7 protein-coding genes and 1 pseudogene are annotated in these 22,442 nt (G+C 70.6%); 6 read left to right on the forward strand and 2 right to left on the reverse strand.

What is annotated here, in order from left to right:
• The first annotated feature begins 46 nt into the window (after window positions 1-46).
• On the forward strand, window positions 47-793 hold the full coding sequence (locus HUA75_RS42345; protein ID WP_174489680.1) for a hypothetical protein: 747 nt from the start codon (window positions 47-49) through the stop codon (window positions 791-793).
• Here HUA75_RS42345 and HUA75_RS42350 read toward each other — a convergent pair.
• Window positions 782-1,801, reverse strand: coding sequence for a DUF4105 domain-containing protein (locus tag HUA75_RS42350; RefSeq protein ID WP_174489681.1), 1,020 nt, complete (start codon window positions 1,799-1,801; stop codon window positions 782-784). The genes HUA75_RS42345 and HUA75_RS42350 overlap by 12 nt on opposite strands.
• Before the next feature lie 177 nt (window positions 1,802-1,978).
• Between HUA75_RS42350 and HUA75_RS42355 the strand changes: the two genes are divergently transcribed.
• Both HUA75_RS42355 and hppD read left to right on the forward strand, forming a co-directional pair.
• Window positions 1,979-3,616, forward strand: a complete 1,638-nt coding sequence (locus HUA75_RS42355; protein WP_141644144.1) for a cyclic peptide export ABC transporter — start codon at window positions 1,979-1,981, stop codon at window positions 3,614-3,616.
• A gap of 214 nt (window positions 3,617-3,830) precedes the next feature.
• Window positions 3,831-4,865: pseudogene (gene hppD, locus HUA75_RS42360) on the forward strand (4-hydroxyphenylpyruvate dioxygenase); the annotation flags it as partial.
• Between the two features lie 51 nt (window positions 4,866-4,916).
• On the opposite strand, the gene HUA75_RS47335 reads toward hppD, so the two are convergent.
• Complete coding sequence (locus HUA75_RS47335) at window positions 4,917-6,182, reverse strand: cytochrome P450 (RefSeq protein ID WP_246137301.1); 1,266 nt, start codon at window positions 6,180-6,182, stop codon at window positions 4,917-4,919.
• Between the two features lie 468 nt (window positions 6,183-6,650).
• On the opposite strand from HUA75_RS47335, the gene HUA75_RS42365 reads away from it, so the two are divergent.
• The 3 genes from HUA75_RS42365 to HUA75_RS47340 are packed head-to-tail and all read left to right on the forward strand — an operon-like array spanning window position 6,651 to window position 22,407.
• Complete coding sequence (locus HUA75_RS42365) at window positions 6,651-13,124, forward strand: MupA/Atu3671 family FMN-dependent luciferase-like monooxygenase (RefSeq protein ID WP_174489683.1); 6,474 nt, start codon at window positions 6,651-6,653, stop codon at window positions 13,122-13,124.
• A 7-nt stretch (window positions 13,125-13,131) separates the two neighbouring features.
• A complete protein-coding gene (locus HUA75_RS42370) occupies window positions 13,132-17,694 on the forward strand; it encodes a type I polyketide synthase (protein WP_174489684.1) in 4,563 nt (1,520 codons plus the stop codon).
• A 27-nt stretch (window positions 17,695-17,721) separates the two neighbouring features.
• Entirely contained in the window at window positions 17,722-22,407 is a 4,686-nt protein-coding gene (locus HUA75_RS47340; RefSeq protein WP_371746321.1) for a beta-ketoacyl synthase N-terminal-like domain-containing protein, read from the forward strand.
• The last annotated feature ends 35 nt before the right edge of the window (window positions 22,408-22,442 follow it).

Genomic DNA, 22,442 nt, shown 5'->3' on the forward strand with positions numbered 1-22,442 from the left:
GACGGCCTGACGCAATCGTCCGCCGGATTTCGCATAGAGATGAGTGATGAGCGAGCCGAGCCCCCGTCCCACGCCGAGCCCTCCGTCGTCTCCGCCCCTGGCGCGCGTGGCGCTGCATGCCGTCGCCTCCGGGCTGACGCCCCTCATCCCCGTCCCCTTCCTGGATGACTACGCCCTCTTCCAGGTGCGCGAGCAGCTGGTCCGCTCGCTGTTGGAGGAGCGCGGGCTGCGCGCGCCGAACCAGGCCGTGGAGGCGCTCGCGGGCTCCAGCCTGGGCCGCACGCTGGGCGGGCGGTTGGCCAGCTACCTCAAGGGGATGATGCTGCTTCCGGTGAAGAAGCTCTTCCGGAAGGTCTTCTTCGTCCTGTGGGTGAAGGACTGCGTGGATGTGGCCTCCGTGTCCCTGCACCACGGCTACCTGCTCCACCACGCGCTGGAGCGAGGAGACCTGGACGCGCTGAGCCTGCAGGGCGACAAGCCTCGAGCCATCCACGCGGCCATCGTCGCGGCCTGCGCGGAGGTGGATGCCAGGCCCGTCAACCAGGCCCTGCGGCGCCTCTTCGCGAGCAGCCGGCTGCTGGTGGCGGAGGCCACGCGCGTGTTCCTCAACCCCAGGAACGTGGGCCCCCGCGCGCCCGAGCCGGGCGAGAGCGCGGAGGTGAAGTCGCTGGCGGACCGCCTGCTCGCCCTGCTGTGGGAGGAGCGCGGCTACTTCTCCACGCTGGAGGCGCACTACGTCCGCCACCTGGAGGCCGGGCCGGCCCCCGTCTTGAACGCGGCGTCAGGGAGCTGAGTCAGCCGCGCGCGCTTGCGTCTCACGGATGCGTCGCGAGAAGTCCGGCTGGTTCGACGCCGCCAGCGCGCGGGGGTTGATGAGGTGCCGCGCGCGCACCACTTCCAGCGGCGCGTCCGTCTCGATGAGCCCCAGCTCATACGCCAGCGCGTCGGAGAAGGCCGGCAGCAGCGTGCGGTGGTCATAGGGCACCTTTACCGCGCTCACCTTCTCGAAGTGGTGCACCAGGTTGGTGGTGCAGTTGTTGGAGAGCGAGTTGTAGAACTCCGGCTTCGCGTGCAGCGCGTTCATCCGGGCCACCATGTCCAGGAAGAAGTCGGAGATGCGCTCCTTCGACGCGTTCACCGGATAGAGATACACGTCGTCATGCCGGTGGTTGGAGCGCAGTTGCACCAGGTCCCGCTCGTCCCCCACGACGTAGACGAGTTCAAACTGGCGGAACAGCCCTCCCACGGCGGAGAACGTCTCCCCCTTCTCGCGACGAATCTCCACGGAGAAGACGAGGTAGCGCCCATCCGAGAAGCCGAAGCTCACCATGGTGTGCGCGGCGCCGAAGAAGCCGGAGAACGGCTCCACGATGAACCACGCACCCGTCAGCTCGCGCGCGTCATACGTGGCCGAGTACCAGGACGCATCCCAGTCCGTCGTGCTCCGGTAGCGGAAGTCGCGCACGTCGTGAATCGTCACCCGCGAGCCCTCCACGTCCGCGCGAGCCATCCGTGCCAGGTCCGGCGCCCAGTCGCGCTCGGTCGACGGCGCCTGGGACCAGGCCCAGACGTGAAGCCCCCCACACGCCGCGAGCACCACCGCCACCGCGCCCGACCGCGAGCCGAACCGCCGCCACACGACGAGGGCCAGGCCCGCCACGACCAGGGCACCCAATGCCCTGAGGAGGTGCGCCCCTTCGGGCCCCGCCCCTGTCAAGGCGAGCGCGAGCCCGACCCAGGCGGTCCCCCCGAAAAGCACCAGGGCGGTCAGGACGTTGGGGACGAGGGAGGGCAGTCGCATATCCGCCCAGTATTCCGCGCCCCCGGGCCGCTCGCCAGGGGCGGCGCAACCCCGTCCCGCCTGGCACCATGATAACCCGATAAGCAGCCTGTCCCCGGGTATCACTTCGCGCGGCAATGACGTATGAGAGCGGCGAGGGCCCGATTCTCAGGTCCCTCCGGGTCTCCGGGAGCCGTCGTGTCATTGCTCGCCCTGCTCTTCCAGAAGTCCAAACTCCCCATCATTCTCGCGGCGCTCCTGGGCATCCTCACGGGTGCATGCAGCGCGGCGCTCGTCGCGGTGATGAACCAGGCGCTGACGTCCCGGACGGTGGCGGACGCGCTGACGCTGATGCCCGCGTTCCTCGGCTTCGCGGTGGCGGTGCTGGTGCTGCGCATCGTGTCTCAGATGCAGCTCAGCTCCATGCAGCAGGTGGCCCTGCTGGACCTCCGGCTGTCGCTGTGTCGGCGCATGCTGGAGGCGCCGCTGAGCAAGCTGGAGAGCGCCGGGCCGCACAAGCTGTTGGCCGCGCTGACGGAGGACATCGCCGTCATCAACAGCACCATCTCCGTCATCCCCGGCGTCATCATCTGCCTGGCGACGCTCGCGGGCTGCCTCGTCTACCTGGCGTGGCTGTCCGGGCCGCTCCTGATGATGATCCTCGCGGTCATCGCCGTGGTGATGGCGAGCGTGGCCATCCCCAACCGCTACGCGTATTCGCAGTTCTACAAGCGGCGCGAGAGCCAGGACGCCCTGTACTCCAACTTCAGGACGCTCATCGACGGCGCCAAGGAGCTGCAGCTCCACCACGCGCGCAGCGAGGACTTCTTCAACAAGGAGCTCAAGCCGACGGCCGAGGAGGTCTCACGTGTCTCGCTGACGACCAACAACCTCTTCATCATCACCGGGAGCTGGGGCGGCTTCATGGTGATGGCCGTCATCGCCGTCATCCTCTTCGGCGTGCCCCGGTTCCAGACGGTGGAGATGTCCACGCTGGCCGCGTACGCGCTGGTGGTGCTGTACCTGCAACAGCCGCTCGACGGCCTGATGAACCAGTGGCCCGCCCTGTCTCGCAGCCACGTGGCGATGAAGAAGCTGGAGAAACTGGGCCTGTCGCTGGCGGACCCGGAGCCTCCCGCCGACGGCGCCGTGCCGACGAAGTTCGAGCGAGTCGAGCTGGTGGACATCACCCACACCTACTACCGCGAGCAGGACGGCGCGACCTTCACCCTGGGCCCCATCAACACGATGATGCGCCGGGGCGAGCTGGTCTTCCTCGTGGGCGGCAACGGCAGCGGCAAGACGACGCTGGCCAAGCTGCTCACCGGACTGTACTCGCCGGAGAAGGGGGAGCTGAGGGTGGACGGCGTGCCCATCACCGCCGCCAACCGCCGCTCCTACCGCCAGCTCTTCTCCTCCGTGTTCTTCGACTTCCACCTCTTCGAGCGCATGCTCGGCCTGGACCAACCCGGGCTCGAGGAGAAGGCGAAAGGTTTCCTGTCCCGGCTCCAGTTGCAGCACAAGGTGCGCGTGGAGGACGGCAAGCTGTCCACGGTGTCGCTCTCCCAGGGACAGCGCAAGCGCCTGGCCCTGCTCACGTCGTTCCTGGAGGACCGCCCCATCTACGTCTTCGACGAGTGGGCCGCGGACCAGGACCCCCTCTTCCGCGAGCTGTTCTACCGGGAGATGCTCCCCGCGCTGAAGAACCAGGGGAAGCTCGTCTTCGTCATCAGCCACGACGACCGTTACTTCCACCTGGCCGACCGTCTGCTCAAGCTCGAGTCAGGACAGCTCGTCTCCATGCCAGACACCGCCCCCACCGCCGTCTCGGCGTGAGCCGCGGGTGATACATCGCCCCACGTGATGTCTCGGCGTGAGCACCGGGTGATACAGCGTCCGACACCTTTCGCGGATGACATGCTGAGAGGTTTACGGCGGCAATCCGTGATAAGACTTATTGCAACGCAATCACCGTCTCGCGCTCCCATCGGGCTGGCCTGGAATGGTCTCGCCCACTTGAATCGAGGTTCTCCGAGTGGAGCTCACGCGGGTGGAGCATGCCGAGCTGTTCGTGGGCGACGCGGCGCTCTCCGCCTATTACTTCTGCCACGCGCTCGGCTTCCGGATGGTGGCCAGCGGTGGACCGGAGACGGGGCTGCCCGGCCGTCGCTCCTTCGTGCTCGAGCAGGGAGCCGCGCGGCTCGTCGTCACGTCCGCGCTGGGCGCCGAGGGTGAAGTCGCCGCGTACGTGCGGGCCCATGGCGACGGCGTGCGAGACGTCGCGCTGGGGACACCGGACGCGCACACGGCCTTTCGCGAGGCGGTGAGCCGGGGCGCCCGGGCGGTGGCCGAGCCCTTCACCTACGAAGCCGATGGCCAGCGCGTGGTGAAGGCCACCATCGCGGGGCCAGGCAACTGGGTGCATTCGTTCATCCAGCGCGACACGCCGTCGGGTGCGTACCTCCCGGGCGCATACCTGCCGGTGGACGCGGGGCCCTCGGGCGGCGCGACGCTGTTCTCCGGGGTGGACCACTTCGCCTTCGCCCTGGAGCGGGGCCGGCTGCTGGACACGGTGGGGTTCTACGTGGACGTGCTCGGCTTCGCGCAGACGCACCAGGAAGACGTGCGCACCGAGTACAGCGGGATGAGCTCGCGGGTGGTGCAGGCCGCGGGGGGACAGGTGTGCTTCCCGCTGCAGGAGCCCGTCTCCGGTGCGCGGAGGGGACAGCTCGAGGACTTCGTCGACGCCCATGGCGGCTCGGGCGTGCAGCACCTGGCGTTCCTCGCGGACGACATCACCCGCGCGGTGGATGCGCTGACCCAGCGGGGCGTGGGCCTGCTCGACGCGCCCCGGGGGTACTACGAGGACCTGGAGGCGAGGCTTGGCACCCTGGGCCCGTTCCGGCGGGAGCTGCTCCAGGCGCGCAACATCCTGATGGACCGGGACGCCTGGGGCGTGCTGCTGCAGGTCTTCACCCGCTCCCAGCACGCGCGGCGCACCCTCTTCTTCGAGGTCATCCAGCGGCAGCAGGCCCGAGGCTTCGGTGGCGCCAACATCCAGGCGCTCTACGCGGCCAAGGAGCAGGAGGCCACGCGCGCCGCGGGCTGCGACGAGCCCGCGGCCACGCACGTCACATCACTTCCGGGGCTCCAGCGTCAGCGGCAGTCCGCCCCGGGGGAGCAGCGAGATGCCCGGATAGATGTCCACCTTCCGCCCGGGAATGGCGCGCAGGCGGAAGCGCTGGGAGACCATCGCCAGCACCAGCGCGCCGAACATCAGCGACAGGTTGTTGCCGATGCAGATGTGCTGGCCCGCGCCGAACGGAATGTAGGCGAACTTGTGGCGCGCCCCGCGCGACTCGGGGGCGAAGCGGTCCGGATCGAAGGTCTCCGGTGACGACCAGAACTCCGGGTGCCGGTGCAGCACGTAGGTGATGGCGACGACAACCGTGCCCGGCTCCACGCGGTAGCCACCCACGGTGTCCGCCTCCTTGGCCACGCGCACCAGCTTCCAGGCCGTGGGATAGAGCCGGAGCGTCTCCTCGAACACCTGCATGGCGTAGCGCAGGCGCGGCAGGGACTCCAGGGTCGGCGCCCCGCCACCGAGCACCGCCGCGCTCTCGGCGGCCAGCCGGTCGGCGATTTCCGGGTGGGTCGACAACAGATGCCAGGCCCAGGCCAGCGCGGCCCCCGCGCCTTCGTTCGCGGAGTAGAGGTTCATGAACTCGTCGCGCAGCTCCTTGTCCGTCATGCCCTCGCCGGTGTCGCGGTCCTTCGCCGCCAGCAGCATGGCCATGATGTCGTCCTCGGGACCGCCTTGCTTGCGCTGGACGATGACCTCCTTGGCCTTGCCATTGAGCAGCCGCAACGTGGCGAAGAAGTCCGCCCACTTCTTCTTGTAGATGGGCAGCCGCTCCAACTTCAGGAGCCGGTACAGGAACGAGCCGCGGTCGTTCAGCATCCACATCATCCGGCGCATGGCCTCCGCCGTCGGCTCGTCGGGCTCATCCGAGTACAGCGCCCGCGTCGTCATCCGCAGCGAGAGCACCCCCATCTCCTCCGCGATGTCGAACCGCCGCCCCGGCTCCCGCACGGCCTCCCACTGCGCCAGCTTGCGCTGGATGAGGTCCACCATGCCCGTCAGCAGGCCGGCCAGCCGCTCCCGGTGGAAGGCGGGCTGGACGAGCCGCCGCTGCCGCCGCCAGTAGTTCCCCTCGCTCACGAAGAGCCCGTTGCCCAGGAACGGGTCGTCCACCAGCTCCGGCTTCGCGTAGTTGGGGGCGTTCTCGGTGAGGAAGTACCGGACGTGGTCCGGATGACTCAACATGTAGGTGGGCTTGGCGTCCAACTTGAAGCGGACCACATCACCATGCGCTCGGAAACTCTCGACGAAGAGACCCAACGGGTCTTTCTCGTGGCTCAGGAGGTTGCCCCAGATGGGGAGACCCCGGGGACCCGGGGGGTAAGACGAAGCTGGAGTCGAAGCCATGCGGTCTCGGGAGCGAATCCCACCAGTTTATCAGAAGTGCCTGACCCCCTGACAAACCAAGGAGTTAGCGCGGTTCGAGGCTGACTAGACATTCCAGATAAAACAAGGGATGAAGGCAGAGGGCATGCTTCACCTCCGACCTAATTTTCCTCGTTCACGGCTCCCAGCAACGGTGCCGTGCCACCGCGCGGTAGCGGGCCTCTCGCGGCAGATCGGGGGGAGCTCCATGGCCGTACCTCCCGCGAGGCGGATTGTCGAATCCGCCCGCTGTTGAGGGGCGAGGTCTTCACCAGCAGCCAACTGGACTGAAGCGGTCCCAGGAGCGGCCTACTCCTCGGGCCCGCGGAACCAACTTCGCGAGCCGTCCGCCTGGGAGCAGGGATGAAACAGCGCAACGAGCCGTCACCGGGTGACTTTCTCCACCTCGTGGATCTGCTGTGCCATCGCGCGCAGACACAGGGTGATTCGCTGCTGTATCGCTTTCTCGAATCGGGAGACGTCGACGGCCCTATCGAGGAGTGGAGCTACGCACGGCTGGACACGCGGGCGCGCGCGCTGGGCGCGCTCTTGCGGGCCTCCGGGGCGCAGGGACAGCGTGCGCTGCTGCTGTATCCGCCCGGCATGGAGTTCGTCGCGGGCTTCATGGGCTGTCTCTACGGCGGCGTGGTGGCGGTGCCTTGTTATCCGCCGGACCCGACACGGCTGGAGCGCACCCTGCCCCGCCTGCGCGCCATCGCCCAGGACAGCGGCGCGCGCTACGTGCTCACCACGAGCTTCATCCTGGAGATGTCGGAGCTGTTCAAGCCGCAGGCGCCAGAGCTGGCGGAGCTGCCGTGGCTGGCCAGCGACGCGGTGCCGGAGTCTCAAGCGGCCGAATGGCGGCGCCCGGAATTGGAGGGCGGCACGCTGGCGTTCCTCCAGTACACGTCCGGCTCCACGGGCAATCCCAAGGGGGTGATGGTGAGCCATGCCAACATCCTCCACAACGAAGCGCTCATCTCCCGAGGGTTCGGGCTGGATGCGTCGCGCTCGTCGGGGATGGGCTGGCTGCCCATGTTCCACGACATGGGGCTCATCGGAAAAGTGCTTCAGCCGATGTATCTCGGCTTCCCCTGCACGCTGATGTCGCCCATCTCCTTCCTGCAGCGCCCGCTGCGGTGGCTGGAGGCCATCTCCCACTTCCAGGCGACGTGCAGCGGAGGTCCCAACTTCGCCTACGACTTGTGCGTGCGGAAGGCGACGGAGGAGGACCGGGCCAAGCTGAAGCTGGGCAGCTGGGACCTGGCCTTCAACGGCGCGGAGCCGGTGCGGCGCGAGACGCTGGAGCGCTTCGCGGACACCTTCGCGCCCTGTGGTTTCCGCAGCACGTCCTTCTACCCTTGTTACGGCCTGGCCGAAGCGACGCTCATCGTCACGGGTGGCACGCAGGGCGAAGCCTTCGTCCACGGACGCTTCACCGCGGAGTCGCTGGAGCAGGGTCGCGCGGAGGCGCCGTCTTCGGATGTGGAGGGCGCGCGCGTGCGCACGCTCGTGGGCGCGGGAATCAGCGCGCCGGATCAGCGGGTTCTCATCGTCCATCCGGAGACGCGTGAGCCGCTCGCGGCGAACGCCGTGGGCGAGGTCTGGGTGTCGGGTCCGAGCGTGGCGCAAGGCTACTGGGCAAGGCCCGAGGAGACGGCGCACGCCTTCGAGGCGCGGCTGGCCTCGGGCGAGGGCCCGTTCCTGCGCACCGGAGACCTGGCGTTCCTGTCGCCCGAAGGGCAGCTCTTCGTCACCGGACGGCTCAAGGACCTGCTCATCATCCGGGGCCGCAACCTGTATCCCCAGGACCTGGAGCTGGAGGCGGAGCGCGCCCACCGCGCCATCCGCGCCGGCTGCTGCGCGGCCTTCAGCGTGGACGTGGAGGGCGAGGAGCGGCTGGTGCTCGCGGCGGAGGTGGACGTGCGCGACGGCTTCGATGCCTCGGCCGTCGTGGCCTCGGTGCGCCGCGTGCTCGCGGAGCAGCACTCCGTCCACGCGCATGGCGTGGTGCTGCTCCAGGCGCGCAGCATCCCGAAGACGTCGAGCGGGAAGATCCAGCGGCGCGCGACGAAGGCCGCATACCTCGCGGGTGAGCTGGAGATCGTCGAGGCCTCCGTGACGGAGCCCGAGGTCATCGAAGCACCCGCGACGCCGTCCCTGCCCCTCAAGGAGCTGCTGGCCTCCGCGTCCGAGGCCGAGCGCCCCGCGCATGTCGCGGACTTCCTGCGGTACGCCGTGGCGCGCACGCTGCGCCTGGACGCCGCGAAGCTCCAGGGCCACACGGAGCTGGCGAGCCTGGGCCTGGACTCGCTGATGGTGCTGGAGCTGCACGGCCTGCTGGAGTCCGAGCTGGGCGTGGCCCTGCCCGCGGCCTTCCTCTGGACCAGCCCGACGTTGGAGTCGGCCGCCGCGCGGCTGTTGGAGGCGTGGCAGGGCATCCGGCCCGTGGCCTCGCTCGTCGCGCCGCCGCTGACCTCGGGGCCTCGCGAGGGTGAGCTGCCCATGTCGTCGGGCCAGCTGCGGCTGTGGTTCCTGGACCGGCTGGTCCCGGACAGCGCGCTCTACAACCTCCACTTCCAGCTGCGGCTCACGGGCCCGCTGGACGCGGAGGCCCTGCGCCGAAGCCTGGACGCGCTGCTGGCGCGGCACCCCATGCTGAGCGCGGCCTTCCCCGAGGTGGAGGGACAGCCGCGCCTGGTGACGCGTGCCCCCGCCCCGCTGGCGCTCCCCCGGTTCGACCTGCGCACGCTGGAGCCCGAGGTGCGCGAAGGAGAGCTGCGACGGCTGTCGCTGGAGCAGTCGCGAGAGCCCTTCCGGCTGGCCGAGGGTCCCTCCGTGCGCGCGTCGCTGGTGGCCCTGGGTGAGCACGAGCACGTGCTGCTGATGACGCAGCACCACATCGCCACGGATGGCTGGTCCATCGGCGTGCTGGCGCGTGAGCTGGCGGCGCTGTACCGGGCCCAGGTCTCCGGGGCCACCGCCGAGCTGCCGCTGCCCGCCTTCCGGTACACGGACTTCTCGCGCTGGCAGCAGGGTCTGGGCGCGCTGCTGGACGGACAGCGCGCGTACTGGGCGAAGCAGCTCGCGGGCCTGTCACGCCTGGAGCTGCCCACCGACTTCCCTCGCCCCCGGGAGCCGGGCTTCCAGGGCGCGCTGCACCGGCTCACGCTGGAGCGTCCGCTGGTGGAGTCGCTGCGCGCGCTGGGACGTCGCGAGGGCTGCACGCTCTTCGTCACCCTGTCGGCGGCCTGGGCGGCGCTGCTGCACCGCTACAGCGGGCAGGAGGACTTCGCCGTGGGCACCGTGGTGGCCAACCGCGAGCGCCCCGAGCTGCGTGACGTGGTGGGCTTCTTCGCGCACACGCTCGTGCTGCGCGCGAACCTCGCGGGCCAGCCGAGCTTCCGCGAGTTGCTCTCCCGGACGCGGCAGACCTTCCACGAGGCGCTGTCCCACGCGGACCTTCCCTTCGAGGAAGTCGTCGGCGCGGCGCGAGCCCCTCGGGGTGGCGCGGACAACCCGCTGTTCCAGACGGCGCTCTTGCTGGAGGCGCTGCCTCCCACGGACCTGACGGTGCCGGGCATGCAGTGGCAGCCGGTGCTGCCCGTGCCGGACGGAGCGGTAGAGGGCACGTCGAAGTTCGACCTCCAGCTGTCGCTCGCGGAGACGCCGGACGGCCTGACGGGTGCGCTCGAGTACCGCACGGACCTCTTCTCGTCCGCCACCGTGGCGCGCCTGGCCAGGCACCTGGAGACGCTGCTGCGCGCGGCGGTGGACTCCTCCGAGACGCGGGTGGAGGACCTGCCCCTGCTCGACGCCGAGGAGACGCGGCGGCTGCTGGTGGACTGGAATGACCTGACGCCCTCGGAGTCGGAGGACGACAACGCGTGCATCCACGCGCAGTTCCGCACCCAGGCGGCGAAGACGCCCGACGCGGTGGCCGTGGTGGGTGACGACGCGACGCTCACGTACGCGGAGCTGGACGCGCGCTCCAACGCGCTGGCGTGGCACCTGCGGCTGATGGGTGTCGGGCCCGAGGTGCGCGTGGGCCTGTGCGTGGAGCGCTCGGCCGCCATGGTCGTCGCGATGATGGGGGTGCTCAAGGCGGGCGGCGCGTACGTGCCCCTGGACCCGGACTATCCCCGCGAGCGGCTGGCGTACATGCTGGAGGACTCCGGCGCGGCCGTGCTGCTCACCGAGACGCACCTGGAGGGCACCGTGCCCCCGGGGAAGGCGCGCGTCGTGACGTTGGAGAGCGTGGCCCTGGCCGACGGCGAGCGGCGCGACAGCCCGCCCCCGTTCGGCATGAGCCCGGCCCACCTGGCGTACGTCATCTACACGTCTGGCTCCACGGGGCGGCCCAAGGGCGTGATGGTGCCCCACGGCGGCGTGGCCAACTTCTTCACCGCGATGGATGCGCGCATCGGCCATCAGCCCGTGGGCTCGTGGCTGGCCGTCACCAGCATCTCCTTCGACATCTCCGTGCTGGAGCTGCTGTGGACGCTCACGCGCGGCTTCAAGGTCGTGGTGCAGGGCGAAGGCGCGTCCATCAAGGCGCCCGCCCGGGCCTCGGCCGCGAAGCGCAAGTCGATGGAGCTGAGCCTCTTCTACTTCGCGGATGACGCGGAGGCGTCGTCGGGAGACCGCTACCGGCTGCTGCTGGAGGGCGCGAAGTTCGCGGACCGCCATGGCTTCGCGGCGGTGTGGACGCCGGAGCGCCACTTCCACGCCTTCGGCGGGCTGTACCCCAGTCCCTCCGTGGCGGGCGCCGCCATCGCCGCCGTGACGGAGCGCGTGGCCATCCGCGCCGGCAGCGTCGTGCTGCCCCTGCACCACCCGGTCCGCGTGGCCGAGGAGTGGGCCCTCGTCGACAACCTGTCCCGGGGCCGAGTGGGCATCTCCGTCGCCTCCGGCTGGCACGCGAATGACTTCGTCTTCGCGCCCGAGCGCTACGAGAAGCGGCGGGAGCTGATGCTGGAGGGGCTGGACACGGTGCGCCGCCTCTGGCGCGGCGACACGCTGCGGATGACGGGCGGCGCGGGCGCGCAGGTGGACGTCACGCTGCGGCCCCGTCCGGTGCAGAAGGAGCTGCCGGTGTGGCTCACGGCGGCGGGCAACCCCGAAACGTTCCTCACGGCGGGACGCCTGGGCTGCCATGTCCTCACCCACTTGCTGGGACAGACGTGGGAAGACCTGGAGAAGAAGCTGGTCCTCTACCGCGATGCCTGGCGCGCGGCGGGCCACGCGGGTGACGGCCACGTCACGCTGATGCTGCACACCTTCATCGGCGAGGACGCCGCCAAGGTGCGCTCGGTGGTGGAGAAGCCCTTCCGCGACTACCTGCGCAGCTCCGCGGACCTGATGCGCGGCCTGGGGCAGACGCTGGGCGTGGACCTGAACACGGCCACCGAGGCGGATCTGGATCGGCTGGCGGCGCAGGCGTTCGAGCGTTACTTCGAGACGAGCGGTCTGTTCGGCACACCGCGCTCCGTGCGCGAGCAGATGGAGCGGTTGCGGGCCCTGGGCGTGGACGAGGTGGGGTGCCTCATCGACTTCGGAATCCCGGCGGACACGGTGCTGGCCAGCCTCCCCCTGCTCCTCGAGGTGAAGCTCCAGGCGGATCGCGATGGCCGTCGCTCCGGCACCGCGCGCTCCATCCCGCTCAACCTGCGCGAGCACGCCGTCACGCACCTGCAATGCACGCCGTCGCTGGCGCGCGCGCTGCTGGCCGAGCCCGAGTCCTCCGAGGCGGTGGGCGGGCTGCGCCGGCTGATGGTCGGCGGCGAGGCCCTCCCTTCCTCCCTGGGTGCGTCGCTGCGGCAGGTCCTGGGCGAGGGCTCCGGGCTGCTCAACATGTACGGCCCCACGGAGACGACCATCTGGTCGTCCACGCACGACGTGAAGAGCGAGGCCGGGCCGGTGGTCTCCATCGGCACGCCGTTCCTGCGCACGCAGTTCTACCTGCTCGACGCGCGGCTGCGCCCGGTGCCGGTGGGCGTGCCCGGAGAGCTCTTCATCGGCGGCGCGGGCGTGGTGCGCGGCTACCTGGCACGTCCGGAGCTGACGGCGGACCGCTTCCTGCCGGACCCGTTCGCTCGCGAGCCGGGCGCGCGGCTGTACCGCACCGGAGACAGGGCTCGCTGGCGCGAGGACGGCACGGTGGAGTTCCTGGGCCGCGTGGACCACCAGCTCAAGGTGCGCGGCTTCCGCATCGAGGCGGGTGAAATCGAGGCGGTGCTCAGCTCTCGCCCCGAGGTCCGCGAGGCGGTGGTGGTGGCCCGCGAGGACACCCCGGGCGACGTGCGACTGGTCGCCTACGTGGTGGCGCGTGACGGACACGCCGTCGACGCGGCGGCGCTGCGCGATGCGGTGGCGCAGCGGTTGCCAGAGCACATGGTGCCGTCGCTGGTGGTGGACCTGCCGGCGCTGCCCCTCACGCCCAACGGCAAGGTGGACCGCAAGGCCCTGCCCGCGCCCACCGCGGCGCGCTCCTCACGCGCGGCCTACGTGGCGCCGCAGAGCCAGCTCGAGCAGCAGATCTCCGAAATCTGGAAGGAAGTGCTCAAGGTCGAGCAGGTGGGCGTGAACGACAACTTCTTCGACCTGGGTGGGCACTCGCTGCTCATGGTCCAGGTGCACGCACGACTCAAGGCGGCGCTCGGGGGCGAGCTGCCGCTGCTCAAGCTGCTGGAGCACCCCACCGTCAGCGCGCTCGCGCGTTTCCTGCGGCAGGGGACTCCGGCGGGTGCCTCATCGGTGGAGACGGCGCAGGACCGGGCGAAGCGCCAGCTCGAAAGCCTGAAACGACAGCAGCAACGGGCCAGGAAACAGGGGTAGGACTTTCATGGGGCGTCACACGGAGTACCAGGGGGAGTTGGGGCTGGCGGTGGCCATCGTTGGCATGGCCGTGCGCGTGCCCGGCGCGGAGGACGTGGCCGCCTTCTGGCGCCTGTTGCGCGACGGAGTCGAGGGCATCACCTTCTTCTCCGACGACGCGCTGAAATCCCTGGGTGTGGACCCGGCCTTCCTGGCCAACCCCCACTTCGTCCGCGCGGCGCCGGTGCTGGAGCGGCCGGGCCGCTTCGACGCGGGCTTCTTCGGCTACGCCCCGCGTGAGGCGGAGCTGCTGGACCCGCAGCACCGTATCTTCCTGGAGTGCGTCTGGACGGCGCTGGAGCACGCGGGCTACGCGCCGGGGCGCATCCCGGGGACGACGGGCATCTACGCGGGCTCCAGCCTGAGCAGCTACCTGCTCTTCAACCTGCTCGCGCGCGCGGAGTTCCAGCAGGCCGAGGACACGTTCCCGGCCATGGTGGCCAACGACAAGGACTTCCTCGCCACGCGCGTGGCCTATCACCTGGACCTCAAGGGTCCGGCCCTGACGGTGCAGACGGGCTGCTCCACGTCGCTCGTCGCCACGCACCTCGCCTGCCAGTCGCTGCTGGGCTACCAGTGCGACGTGGCGCTCGCGGGCGGCGTGTCCGTGCACGTTCCGCAGCGCACCGGCTACCACTATCAGGAGGGCGGCATCACCTCTCCGGATGGCCACTGCCGCGCGTTCGACGCGAAGGGCCAGGGGACGCTCTTCGGCAGCGGCGCGGGCGTGGTGGTGCTCAAGCGCCTGGAGGATGCACTCAACGACGGCGACACCATCCACGCCGTCATCCGCGCCTCGGCCATCAACAACGACGGCGCGATGAAGGTGGGCTTCACCGCGCCGGGCGTGGAGGGCCAGGTGGAGGTCATCGCCCGGGCCCAGGCCATCGCGGAGGTGACGCCGGAGTCCATCAGCTACGTGGAGGCTCACGGTACCGCCACGCCGCTCGGAGACCCCATCGAGGTGCAGGCGCTCGACACCGTGTTCCGCGCGGGCACCGACAAGCGCGGCTTCTGCGGGCTGGGCTCGGTAAAGACGAACGTGGGGCACCTGGACGCCGCGGCGGGAGTCACCGGACTGGTGAAGACGGTGCTCTCCCTGGAGCACGCGGAGCTGCCCCCCAGCCTCAACTACGATACGCCCAACCCGCGCATCGACTTCGCCAACAGCCCCTTCTACGTCAACACCGCGCTCACGCCCTGGCCCGAAGGCGCCACGCCGCGCCGCGCGGGGGTGAGCTCGTTCGGCATCGGCGGCACCAACGCGCACCTCATCCTGGAAGAGTCCCCGCTCGTCCGGCCGGGCGATGCGCCTCGCGACTGGCAGCTCCTGGTGCTCTCCGCCCGGACGCAGACGGCGCTGGAGAAGCAGACCACCGCCCTGCTGGCGCACCTGAAGGCGCATCCCGAGCAGCAGCTCGCGGACGTGGCGTGGACGCTTCAATCGGGGCGAAAGGCGCTGGACCTCCGTCGCGTGCTGGTGTGCCGCGACAGGGACGATGCCGTGCGTGTGCTGGAGACGAGGGATCCGCAGCGACTCTTCACGCTCGCGCCCGGCTCCGCCACGCCCTCGGCCGTCTTCATGTTCCCGGGCGGCGGCGCGCAGTACCCGGACATGGGCCGGGGTCTCTACGCCGCCGAGCCCGCCTTCCGCGAAGCGGTGGACCAGTGCTGCGCGCTGCTGCGCCCCCGACTCGGCTTCGACCTGAAGCCCGTCATGTACCCGGACGCGGACTCCGCGGCGAGCGCGAGTCAGCGGCTCAAGCGGACCTCGTTGGCGCTGCCCGCGCTGTTCACCATCGAGTACGCCCTGGCCCGACTCTGGGAGTCCTGGGGCGTGAAGCCCGAGGCCGTCATCGGCCACAGCCTGGGCGAGTACACGGCGGCCTGTCTCGCGGGAGTGTTCTCGCTGGAGGACGCGCTGGCGCTGGTGGTGCTGCGCGGCAAGCTCTTCGAGGAGCTACCGGGTGGCGGAATGCTCAGCGTGCCGCTGCCCGAGTCGGAAGTGCGGCCCCTGCTCGGGGAGACGCTGTCCCTGGCGGCGGTGAACGGCCCCTCTCAGTGCGTGGTGGCCGGCACGGTGGAAGCCGTGGAGACCCTGGCGGCCGAGCTGACGCGACGTGAGGTGGAGTTCCGTCACATCCCCATCGACGTGGCGGCGCACTCACATTTGGTCGGGCCGATTCTCGCGCGCTTCCAGGAGTTCATCGGGACGCTCCAGCGCAACGCGCCCACGCTGCCGTTGATGTCCAACGTCACCGGCACATGGATGACGCCCGAGGAGGCCACGGACCCGGTCTACTGGACGCGTCACCTGCGGCAGACCGTGCGCTTTGGCGATGGCATCCGCACGCTGGCGGAGCTGCCCCACCGCGTCTACCTGGAGGTCGGCCCCGGCCGCACGCTGAGCACGCTCGCGCGCCTCCAGCTCACGGGGCCCCAGGCGCCGCCGGTCCTTCCCTCGCTGCGCCATCCGCAGGACCCGGTGCCCGACGAGGAACTGCTCACCGCCACGCTCGGCAAGCTCTGGGCGGCGGGAATCGGCGTCGACTGGAACGCGGTGCGCGGCGACAAGCGGCGCCTGCGCGTGCCCCTGCCCACCTATCCCTTCGAGGGACAGGACTACTGGCTCGCACCGGAGGCCCCGTCCGCTCAGCGGCGAGGCGCGGCGCGCAAGACGTCGGACGTCGGCGGCTGGTTCTACCTGCCCTCGTGGCGTCGCGCGCCGCTGCCCCTGCCTCGTGCGGGCGCCAACACGGTGCGCGACTGGGTCGTGTTCGTGGATGCGGGTGGAGTGGGCGAGGCGCTGGCCGCGCGTCTGGAGAGCGCGGGGCACCGCGTGGCGCGCGTGTCACGCGGTGCTCGACTCCAGGAGCTGGGCGGGCACCGCTTCAGCCTGGACCCCATGGACGCGGAGGAGCCCACGTTCCTGCTGCTGGCCCTGAAGGCGAAGGACTTCAAGGTGGAGCGCATCGTCCATCTGTGGAGCCTGGATGGACTCGACAGCTCGGAGCACGAGTCGGCCGAGGCCCGCTTCGACCAACTTCAGGAGCGCGGGTTCCATCCCCTGCTGCGGCTGACGCGCGCGCTGGCGGAGGAGTCCCTTCCCGGCCCCGTGGAGCTGACGGTGGTGGGGCGCGGAGCGTTCGACGTGGAGAGCACGGACGCGGTCAATCCCGAGCACGCCACGCTGCCCGCGCTGTGCAAGGTGATTCCCCAGGAGCACGACACCCTGGCTTGCCGCTACGTGGACCTGGGCCCTGGAGGCGTGGCGATGACCTCGAGCGCCCTTCTGCGCGAGCTCGCCTCCGACACCCCGGAGCCCGTGGTCGCCTGGCGAGGGACACACCGGCTGGCGCAGACGCATGAGCCGCTGCGGCTCGAACAGGATGGCGTGGCGGCGCAGCCCTTCAAGGCCCGCGGCGTGTACCTCATCACCGGCGGCCTGGGTGGCGTGGGCCTGCTGCTCGCGCGGCATCTGGCGAGCGCCCATCAGGCCCGGCTCATCCTGGTGAGCCGTGCGGGGTTGGAAGTGGACCCGGGCGGGCACAAGCAGCGCGCGGTGAAGGACCTGGAGGCAGCGGGCGCGGAGGTGCTGGTGGTCCGCGCGGACGTGGCGGACGAGTCGCGGCTGCGCATGGCGCTCGCGGAGGCGGACGTTCGCTTCGGCACGGTGGACGGAGTGATTCACGCGGCGGGACTCGCGGGTGAAGGCGCGGTGGCACTGCTCTCCGGACTGGACGCGGCGGCCTGCGCGCCCCACTTCCGGGCCAAGGTCCATGGCACCTACGCGCTGGAGCGCGCGCTGACGGGCCGGCCCCTGGACTTCGTGCTGCTCGTGTCCTCCAACGCCGCGGTGCTCGGAGGATTGGGGCTCGCGGCGTACGGCGCGGCGAACGCCTTCCTGGATGCCTTCGCCATCTCCCGCTCGCGCGAGGGGCTGACCCGGTGGCTGAGCACCAACTGGGACGGCTGGCCCGGCGTGGACGAGGTGACTCGCGAGGTCCGCACGAGCATCGACGTGTTCGCCATGTCGCCCACTGAAGCAGTGGAGGCCTTCCGCCGCGTGGTGGAGTCTCCCCTGAGTGGACAGGTGGTGGTGTCCACCGGCGACCTGGTCGCGCGCGTCGCGCGGTGGGTGCGGCGCGAGGGCACGGGGAAGCACGCGGACGCGGCGGGTGGCGCGACGCACGAGCGGCCCCAGCTCGGCACCGAGTACGTGGCGCCCACGGATGACGTGGAGCTGGCGCTGACGAAGGTGTGGCAGGAGCAGCTCGGACTGGCGCGGCTGGGCATCCACGACAACTTCTTCGACCTGGGTGGCAACTCGCTGCTGTGGCTCAAGATTGTCGGCCGTCTGAAGCGGGAGCTGGGGCGCGAAGTCCCCCTCACCTCCGTCTTCGAGGCTCCCACCGTGGCCGCGCTGGCGAAGCGACTGGGAGGACTGCCCGCCCCGGAGGAGTCCCCCAGCTTCGAGACGAGTCAGAACCGGGGAGCCCAGCGCAGGGAGCGGCGCAGTCGCCGTGAGTGAAGCAGTCAAGGAGTGGATGACGTGGACGTGAAGCAGCCAGCAGACATCGACGACGCGGACCTTGCCATCATCGGCATGTCCGGGCGCTTTCCTGGCGCCCGCGACACGGCGGAGTTCTGGGCGAACGTACGCGGCGGCGTGGAGTCCATCCGCTTCTTCACCCCCGAGGAGTGTCTCGCGGCGGGAGTTGCTCCGGAGCTGGTGGAGGACCCCGACTTCGTGCGCGCGGCGGCGGTGCTGCCGGAGCCCGAGTCCTTCGATGCCGCCTTCTTCGACATGCCGCCGCGTGAGGCGGAGCTGACGGACCCGCAGCACCGCGTCTTCCTGGAGGTCTGCTGGGAGGCGCTGGAGCACGCGGGCTATTCGCCGCGCGACTACCCGGGCGCCATCTCCGTGTACGGCGGGGCCACGCTCAACACGTATCTGCTGATGAACCTGGCGCGGAATCCCCGCGTGCTGGAGTCCGTCGAGCCGGTGCAGGTCAACATCGGCAACGGCACCGACTTCCTGGCCACCCGCGTCTCGTACAAGCTGAACCTCCGGGGCGCGAGCCACGCGGTGCAGAGCGCGTGCTCGACGTCACTGGTGGCTGTGCACCTGGCCTGCCAGAGCCTGCTCAATGGCGAGTGCGACATGGCACTCGCGGGCGGAGCGTCCGTCAACGTCAGCTTCCTCCATGGCTACCGACACGCCGAGGGTGGAATGGCGTCGCCGGATGGCCGCTGCCGTCCCTTCGACGCGAAGGCCCGGGGCACGCTGTTCGGCAGCGGCGCGGGCGTCGTGCTGCTGAAGAAGCTGCGCAACGCCGTGCGAGATGGCGACACGGTGCACGCCGTCATCAAGGGCTCGGCCATCAACAACGATGGCGCGCTCAAGGCGGGCTACACCGCCCCGGGCATCGAAGGGCAGTCCCAGGTGGTGGCGGAGGCGCTCGCGGCCTCCGGACTGGACGCGGACTCCATCGGTTATGTGGAAGCCCACGGCACCGCGACGCCCCTGGGAGACCCCATCGAGGTGGAGGCCCTCACGCGCGCCTTCCGCTCCTCCACGCAGCGGCGGCGCTTCTGCGCGCTGGGCTCGGTGAAGGGCAACGTCGGCCACCTGGACGCCGCCGCCGGCATCACCGGCCTCATCAAGACAGCCCTGGCCGTGAAGCACGGAGAGCTGCCGCCCAGCCTTCACTACGAGCGGCCCAACCCGGCCATCGACTTCGACGGCAGTCCCTTCTACGTCAATGCGACGCTCAAGCCCTGGCCCGCCGGCGCACTGCCCCGGCGCGGCGGCGTGAGTTCGTTCGGCGTGGGTGGCACCAATGCGCACGTGGTGCTTGAGCAGGCGCCTCGGTCGCTCGACAGCGCGGCCTCGCGTCGCGCGTGGCAGTTGTTGCCGCTGTCCGCGCGCACGCCCTCCGCGCTGGAGGCCAGCACGAAGCGACTGGCCGAGGCCCTGAAGTCCCAGCCCGACGCGAAGCTCGCGGACGTGGCCTGGACGCTCCAGGCGGGACGCCAGCGCTTCTCGCAGCGACGCTTCGTCCTCGCGCGAAGCGTGGGCGACGCGGTGGAAGTGCTCTCCACGACAGGGGATGCACGCGTCCACACGGAGGCGCAGGACGCGGTGGAGCGCCCGGTGGCGTTCCTCTTCCCGGGTCAGGGCTCGCAGCACGTGGGCATGGGGCGCGCACTGTATGACGCGGAGCCCGTCTTCCGCGCCGAAGTGGACCGCTGCGCCGAGCTGCTCAAGGCGCATCTGGCCGGGCGCGACCTGCGCGAGGTGATGTACCCGAAGTCGGGAGAGCCCGCGGAGCACGAGAAGACGTTGGCGCGCACGGAGTTCACGCAGCCCGCGTTGTTCACCCTCGAGTACGCCACCGCACGGCTCTGGATGTCCTGGGGCGTGAAGCCCGCGGCAATGCTCGGTCACAGCATTGGCGAGTACGTGGCCGCATGCCTCGCGGGTGTCTTCACCCTGGAGCACGCGCTTCAACTGGTCGCCGCACGCGGCCGGCTGATGCAGTCGCTGCCGTCCGGCTCCATGCTGGCGGTGCCGCTGAGCGAGGACGAGGTCCGTCCCTATCTCGGCACCGAGCTGAGCCTCGCCGCGGTGAACGCACCCATGCAGTGCGTCGCCTCCGGGCCGACGGAGGCCGTGGAGAAGTTGAAGCGGCAGTTGGATGAGGCGGGCGTACGCAGCCACGTGCTCGTCACGTCCCATGCCTTCCACTCGGCGATGATGGACCCCATCCTGGAGGCCTTCACCGCGCGCGCGGCGGCTGTGACGCTGCGGCCCCCCACCCTGCCCTTCGTCTCCAATGTCACCGGGACGTGGATCACCACGGAGCAGGCGACGAGCCCGAAGTACTGGGCCCAGCACCTGCGTGGCGCGGTGCGCTTCGCTGATGGACTGCACGCGCTGCTCTCGGACCCCAAGCGCGTCGTGCTGGAGGTGGGCCCCGGACAGGTGCTCAGCCGGCTGACGCGGCGGTATCCCGACACCACCTCGGGACGCCCGGTGCTCGCCTCCATGCCCACGCCGCAGGACACCGTGGCCACGGACGCGCCGCCGCTCGCGTACACGACGCTGGGCGGACTCTGGCAGGCCGGAGTCACCGTGGATTGGCGTGGCTTCCACGGCGAGGAGCGTCGCCATCGCCTTCCGCTGCCGACCTACCCCTTCGAGCGACAGCGCTTCTGGGTGGAGCCCGACACGAAGCCGCATGCCGAGGCCGCGCCCGTCACGACCGAGACGCTCGGGGTCCCGCTCGCCCAGGCGCCGATGGAGCGCTGGTTCCATGCCCCGTCGTGGAAGCGCACGCCGCTTGCTCCCGGGCGCACCGCGAAGGCGACACACCCGCGCGTCTGGCTGGTGCTCGAGGACGAGTCCTCTCCCACCGAGGCCCTGCTGACACCGGAGCCCGGCGAGGAGCGGATGGTGCTCCGCGTGCGGCCAGGTGCCGGCTTCAGTCGAACGGGAGAGTGGGACTACACCGTGGCGCCGGGCTCGCTTCCGGACCTGCGCGCGCTCCTCGGTGCGCTGCGGGATGCGGGCAGACTCCCCGACACCGTGTTGCATCTCTGGAGCCTGACGCCGGACGTCCCCGCGTCCTTCGCGCAGGTCCAGACGAGCGGCTACTTCACGCTCGTCGCCCTCGCGCGGGCGCTCGTCGAGTTCGCGCCCGAGCGGCCCTGCACCGTCTGGGTGGTGTCCAACCACGTCCACGACGTGACGGGCGACGAGTCGCTCCGCGCCGACAAGGCAACGCTGCTCGGCCCCTGCCGGGTGATTCCGCAGGAGCACCCGAGCCTGCGGTTCCATCACGTGGACGTGGTGACGGGCCCGGCGGCGAACCTCTCTTCCACCGGACTGCGGGCCCTCCGCGCGGAGCTGCGTTCGGTGCCCGTGGAGACGGTGGTGGCGCTGCGGGGTCCGCATCGCTGGGTCCAGTCCCTGGAACCACTGCCGCTGCCCGATGCGCCCAGGCCCCACCCGAGCGCGCGCCCCGGCGGCGTGTACCTGCTCGTCCATGGGCTGGGCGGTCTGGGCGCGATGAATGGACGCGCGCTGGCCAGCCTGTCGCCAGGAGCGAAGCTCGTGTGCCTGGAGCCCCTGGGCTTTCCGTCGCGCGACACCTGGGACGCTCACGTCGCAAGTCACGGTGAGACCGAGGCCTGGACGCAGCGGATCCGCCGGGCACGGCAGTTGGAGGCCCTGGGCGCGGAGGTCGTGGTGCTCCCCACCGACCTGACGCGGCAGGAGTCGCTGCGCGAAGCCGTCGACACGGCCGTGGCCCGCTTCGGCGCGCTCCACGGCGTGGTGCATGCGGCGTGGCTCCCGAAAGACCAGGTGGCGCGACTCGTCTCCGAGACGGGGCCCGAGGAGAGCGCCTGGCACTTCGACCCGCGCGCGCGAGGGCTGGCCCTGCTCGACGCGGTGTTGGGTGAGCGTGCGCTGGACTTCCGCGTGGTGGCCTCGTCCATCTCCGCGGTGCTCGGCGGCATGGCCACGGTCGCGCACACGGCCGCGAGCGCATGGCAGGACGCCTTCGCCCAGGCCGCGTCACATGAAGGCCGGCGGTGGTTGAGCCTGGGTTGGGACGTGGTGAAGGTGGAGGACTACGGCGCGCACCCGGGCGCACGTGGCGAGGCGCTGGACCGTCTGGCGCTCTCTCCCGAGCAAGGCGCGGAGGCCATGAGCCGCGCGCTCGCGCATGCGACGGGCCCCTGGCTGGTGGTGTCCACGCATGACGTGGCCGCGCGACAGTCTTCGGGCTCGCGGGCCTCCGTGTCCGAGGAGCTCCGCGAAGAGCCCGCGGCGCGCCCTCAACATCCTCGGCCGTCGAACCTGCGCAGCGCCTACGTGGCGCCCACAACGGACATGGAGCGGACGCTGGCGGACCTGTGGCAGCAGACGCTGGGCGTGGCGCCGATTGGCATCCAGGACAACTTCTTCGAGCTGGGCGGTGACTCCCTCATCGCCGTGCAGCTCAGCGACCGGCTCAAGCGGCGGCTCAATGTCAGCGTGCCCGCGTCCAGCCTCTACGAAGGCGTCACGGTGAAGGCCCTCGCGGCGTTGCTCCAGCCGCCCGAGGCGGGGCCGGGCTCGGCGAACAACGAGGCCGACGAGCGCGAGTCCACCGTCCAGCGCCGCAAACAGAACCTCCAGCGTCAGCGCTCACGCCGACGCGCGGACGACGAAGAGCCGGAGGACGGCGACTGAGTCGTCGCGGCTCCGCCTCGACCTCCCCGCGCCCT

It is taken from the genome of Myxococcus sp. CA040A (assembly GCF_013336725.1).
Lineage (GTDB): Bacteria > Myxococcota > Myxococcia > Myxococcales > Myxococcaceae > Myxococcus > Myxococcus llanfairpwllgwyngyllgogerychwyrndrobwllllantysiliogogogochensis.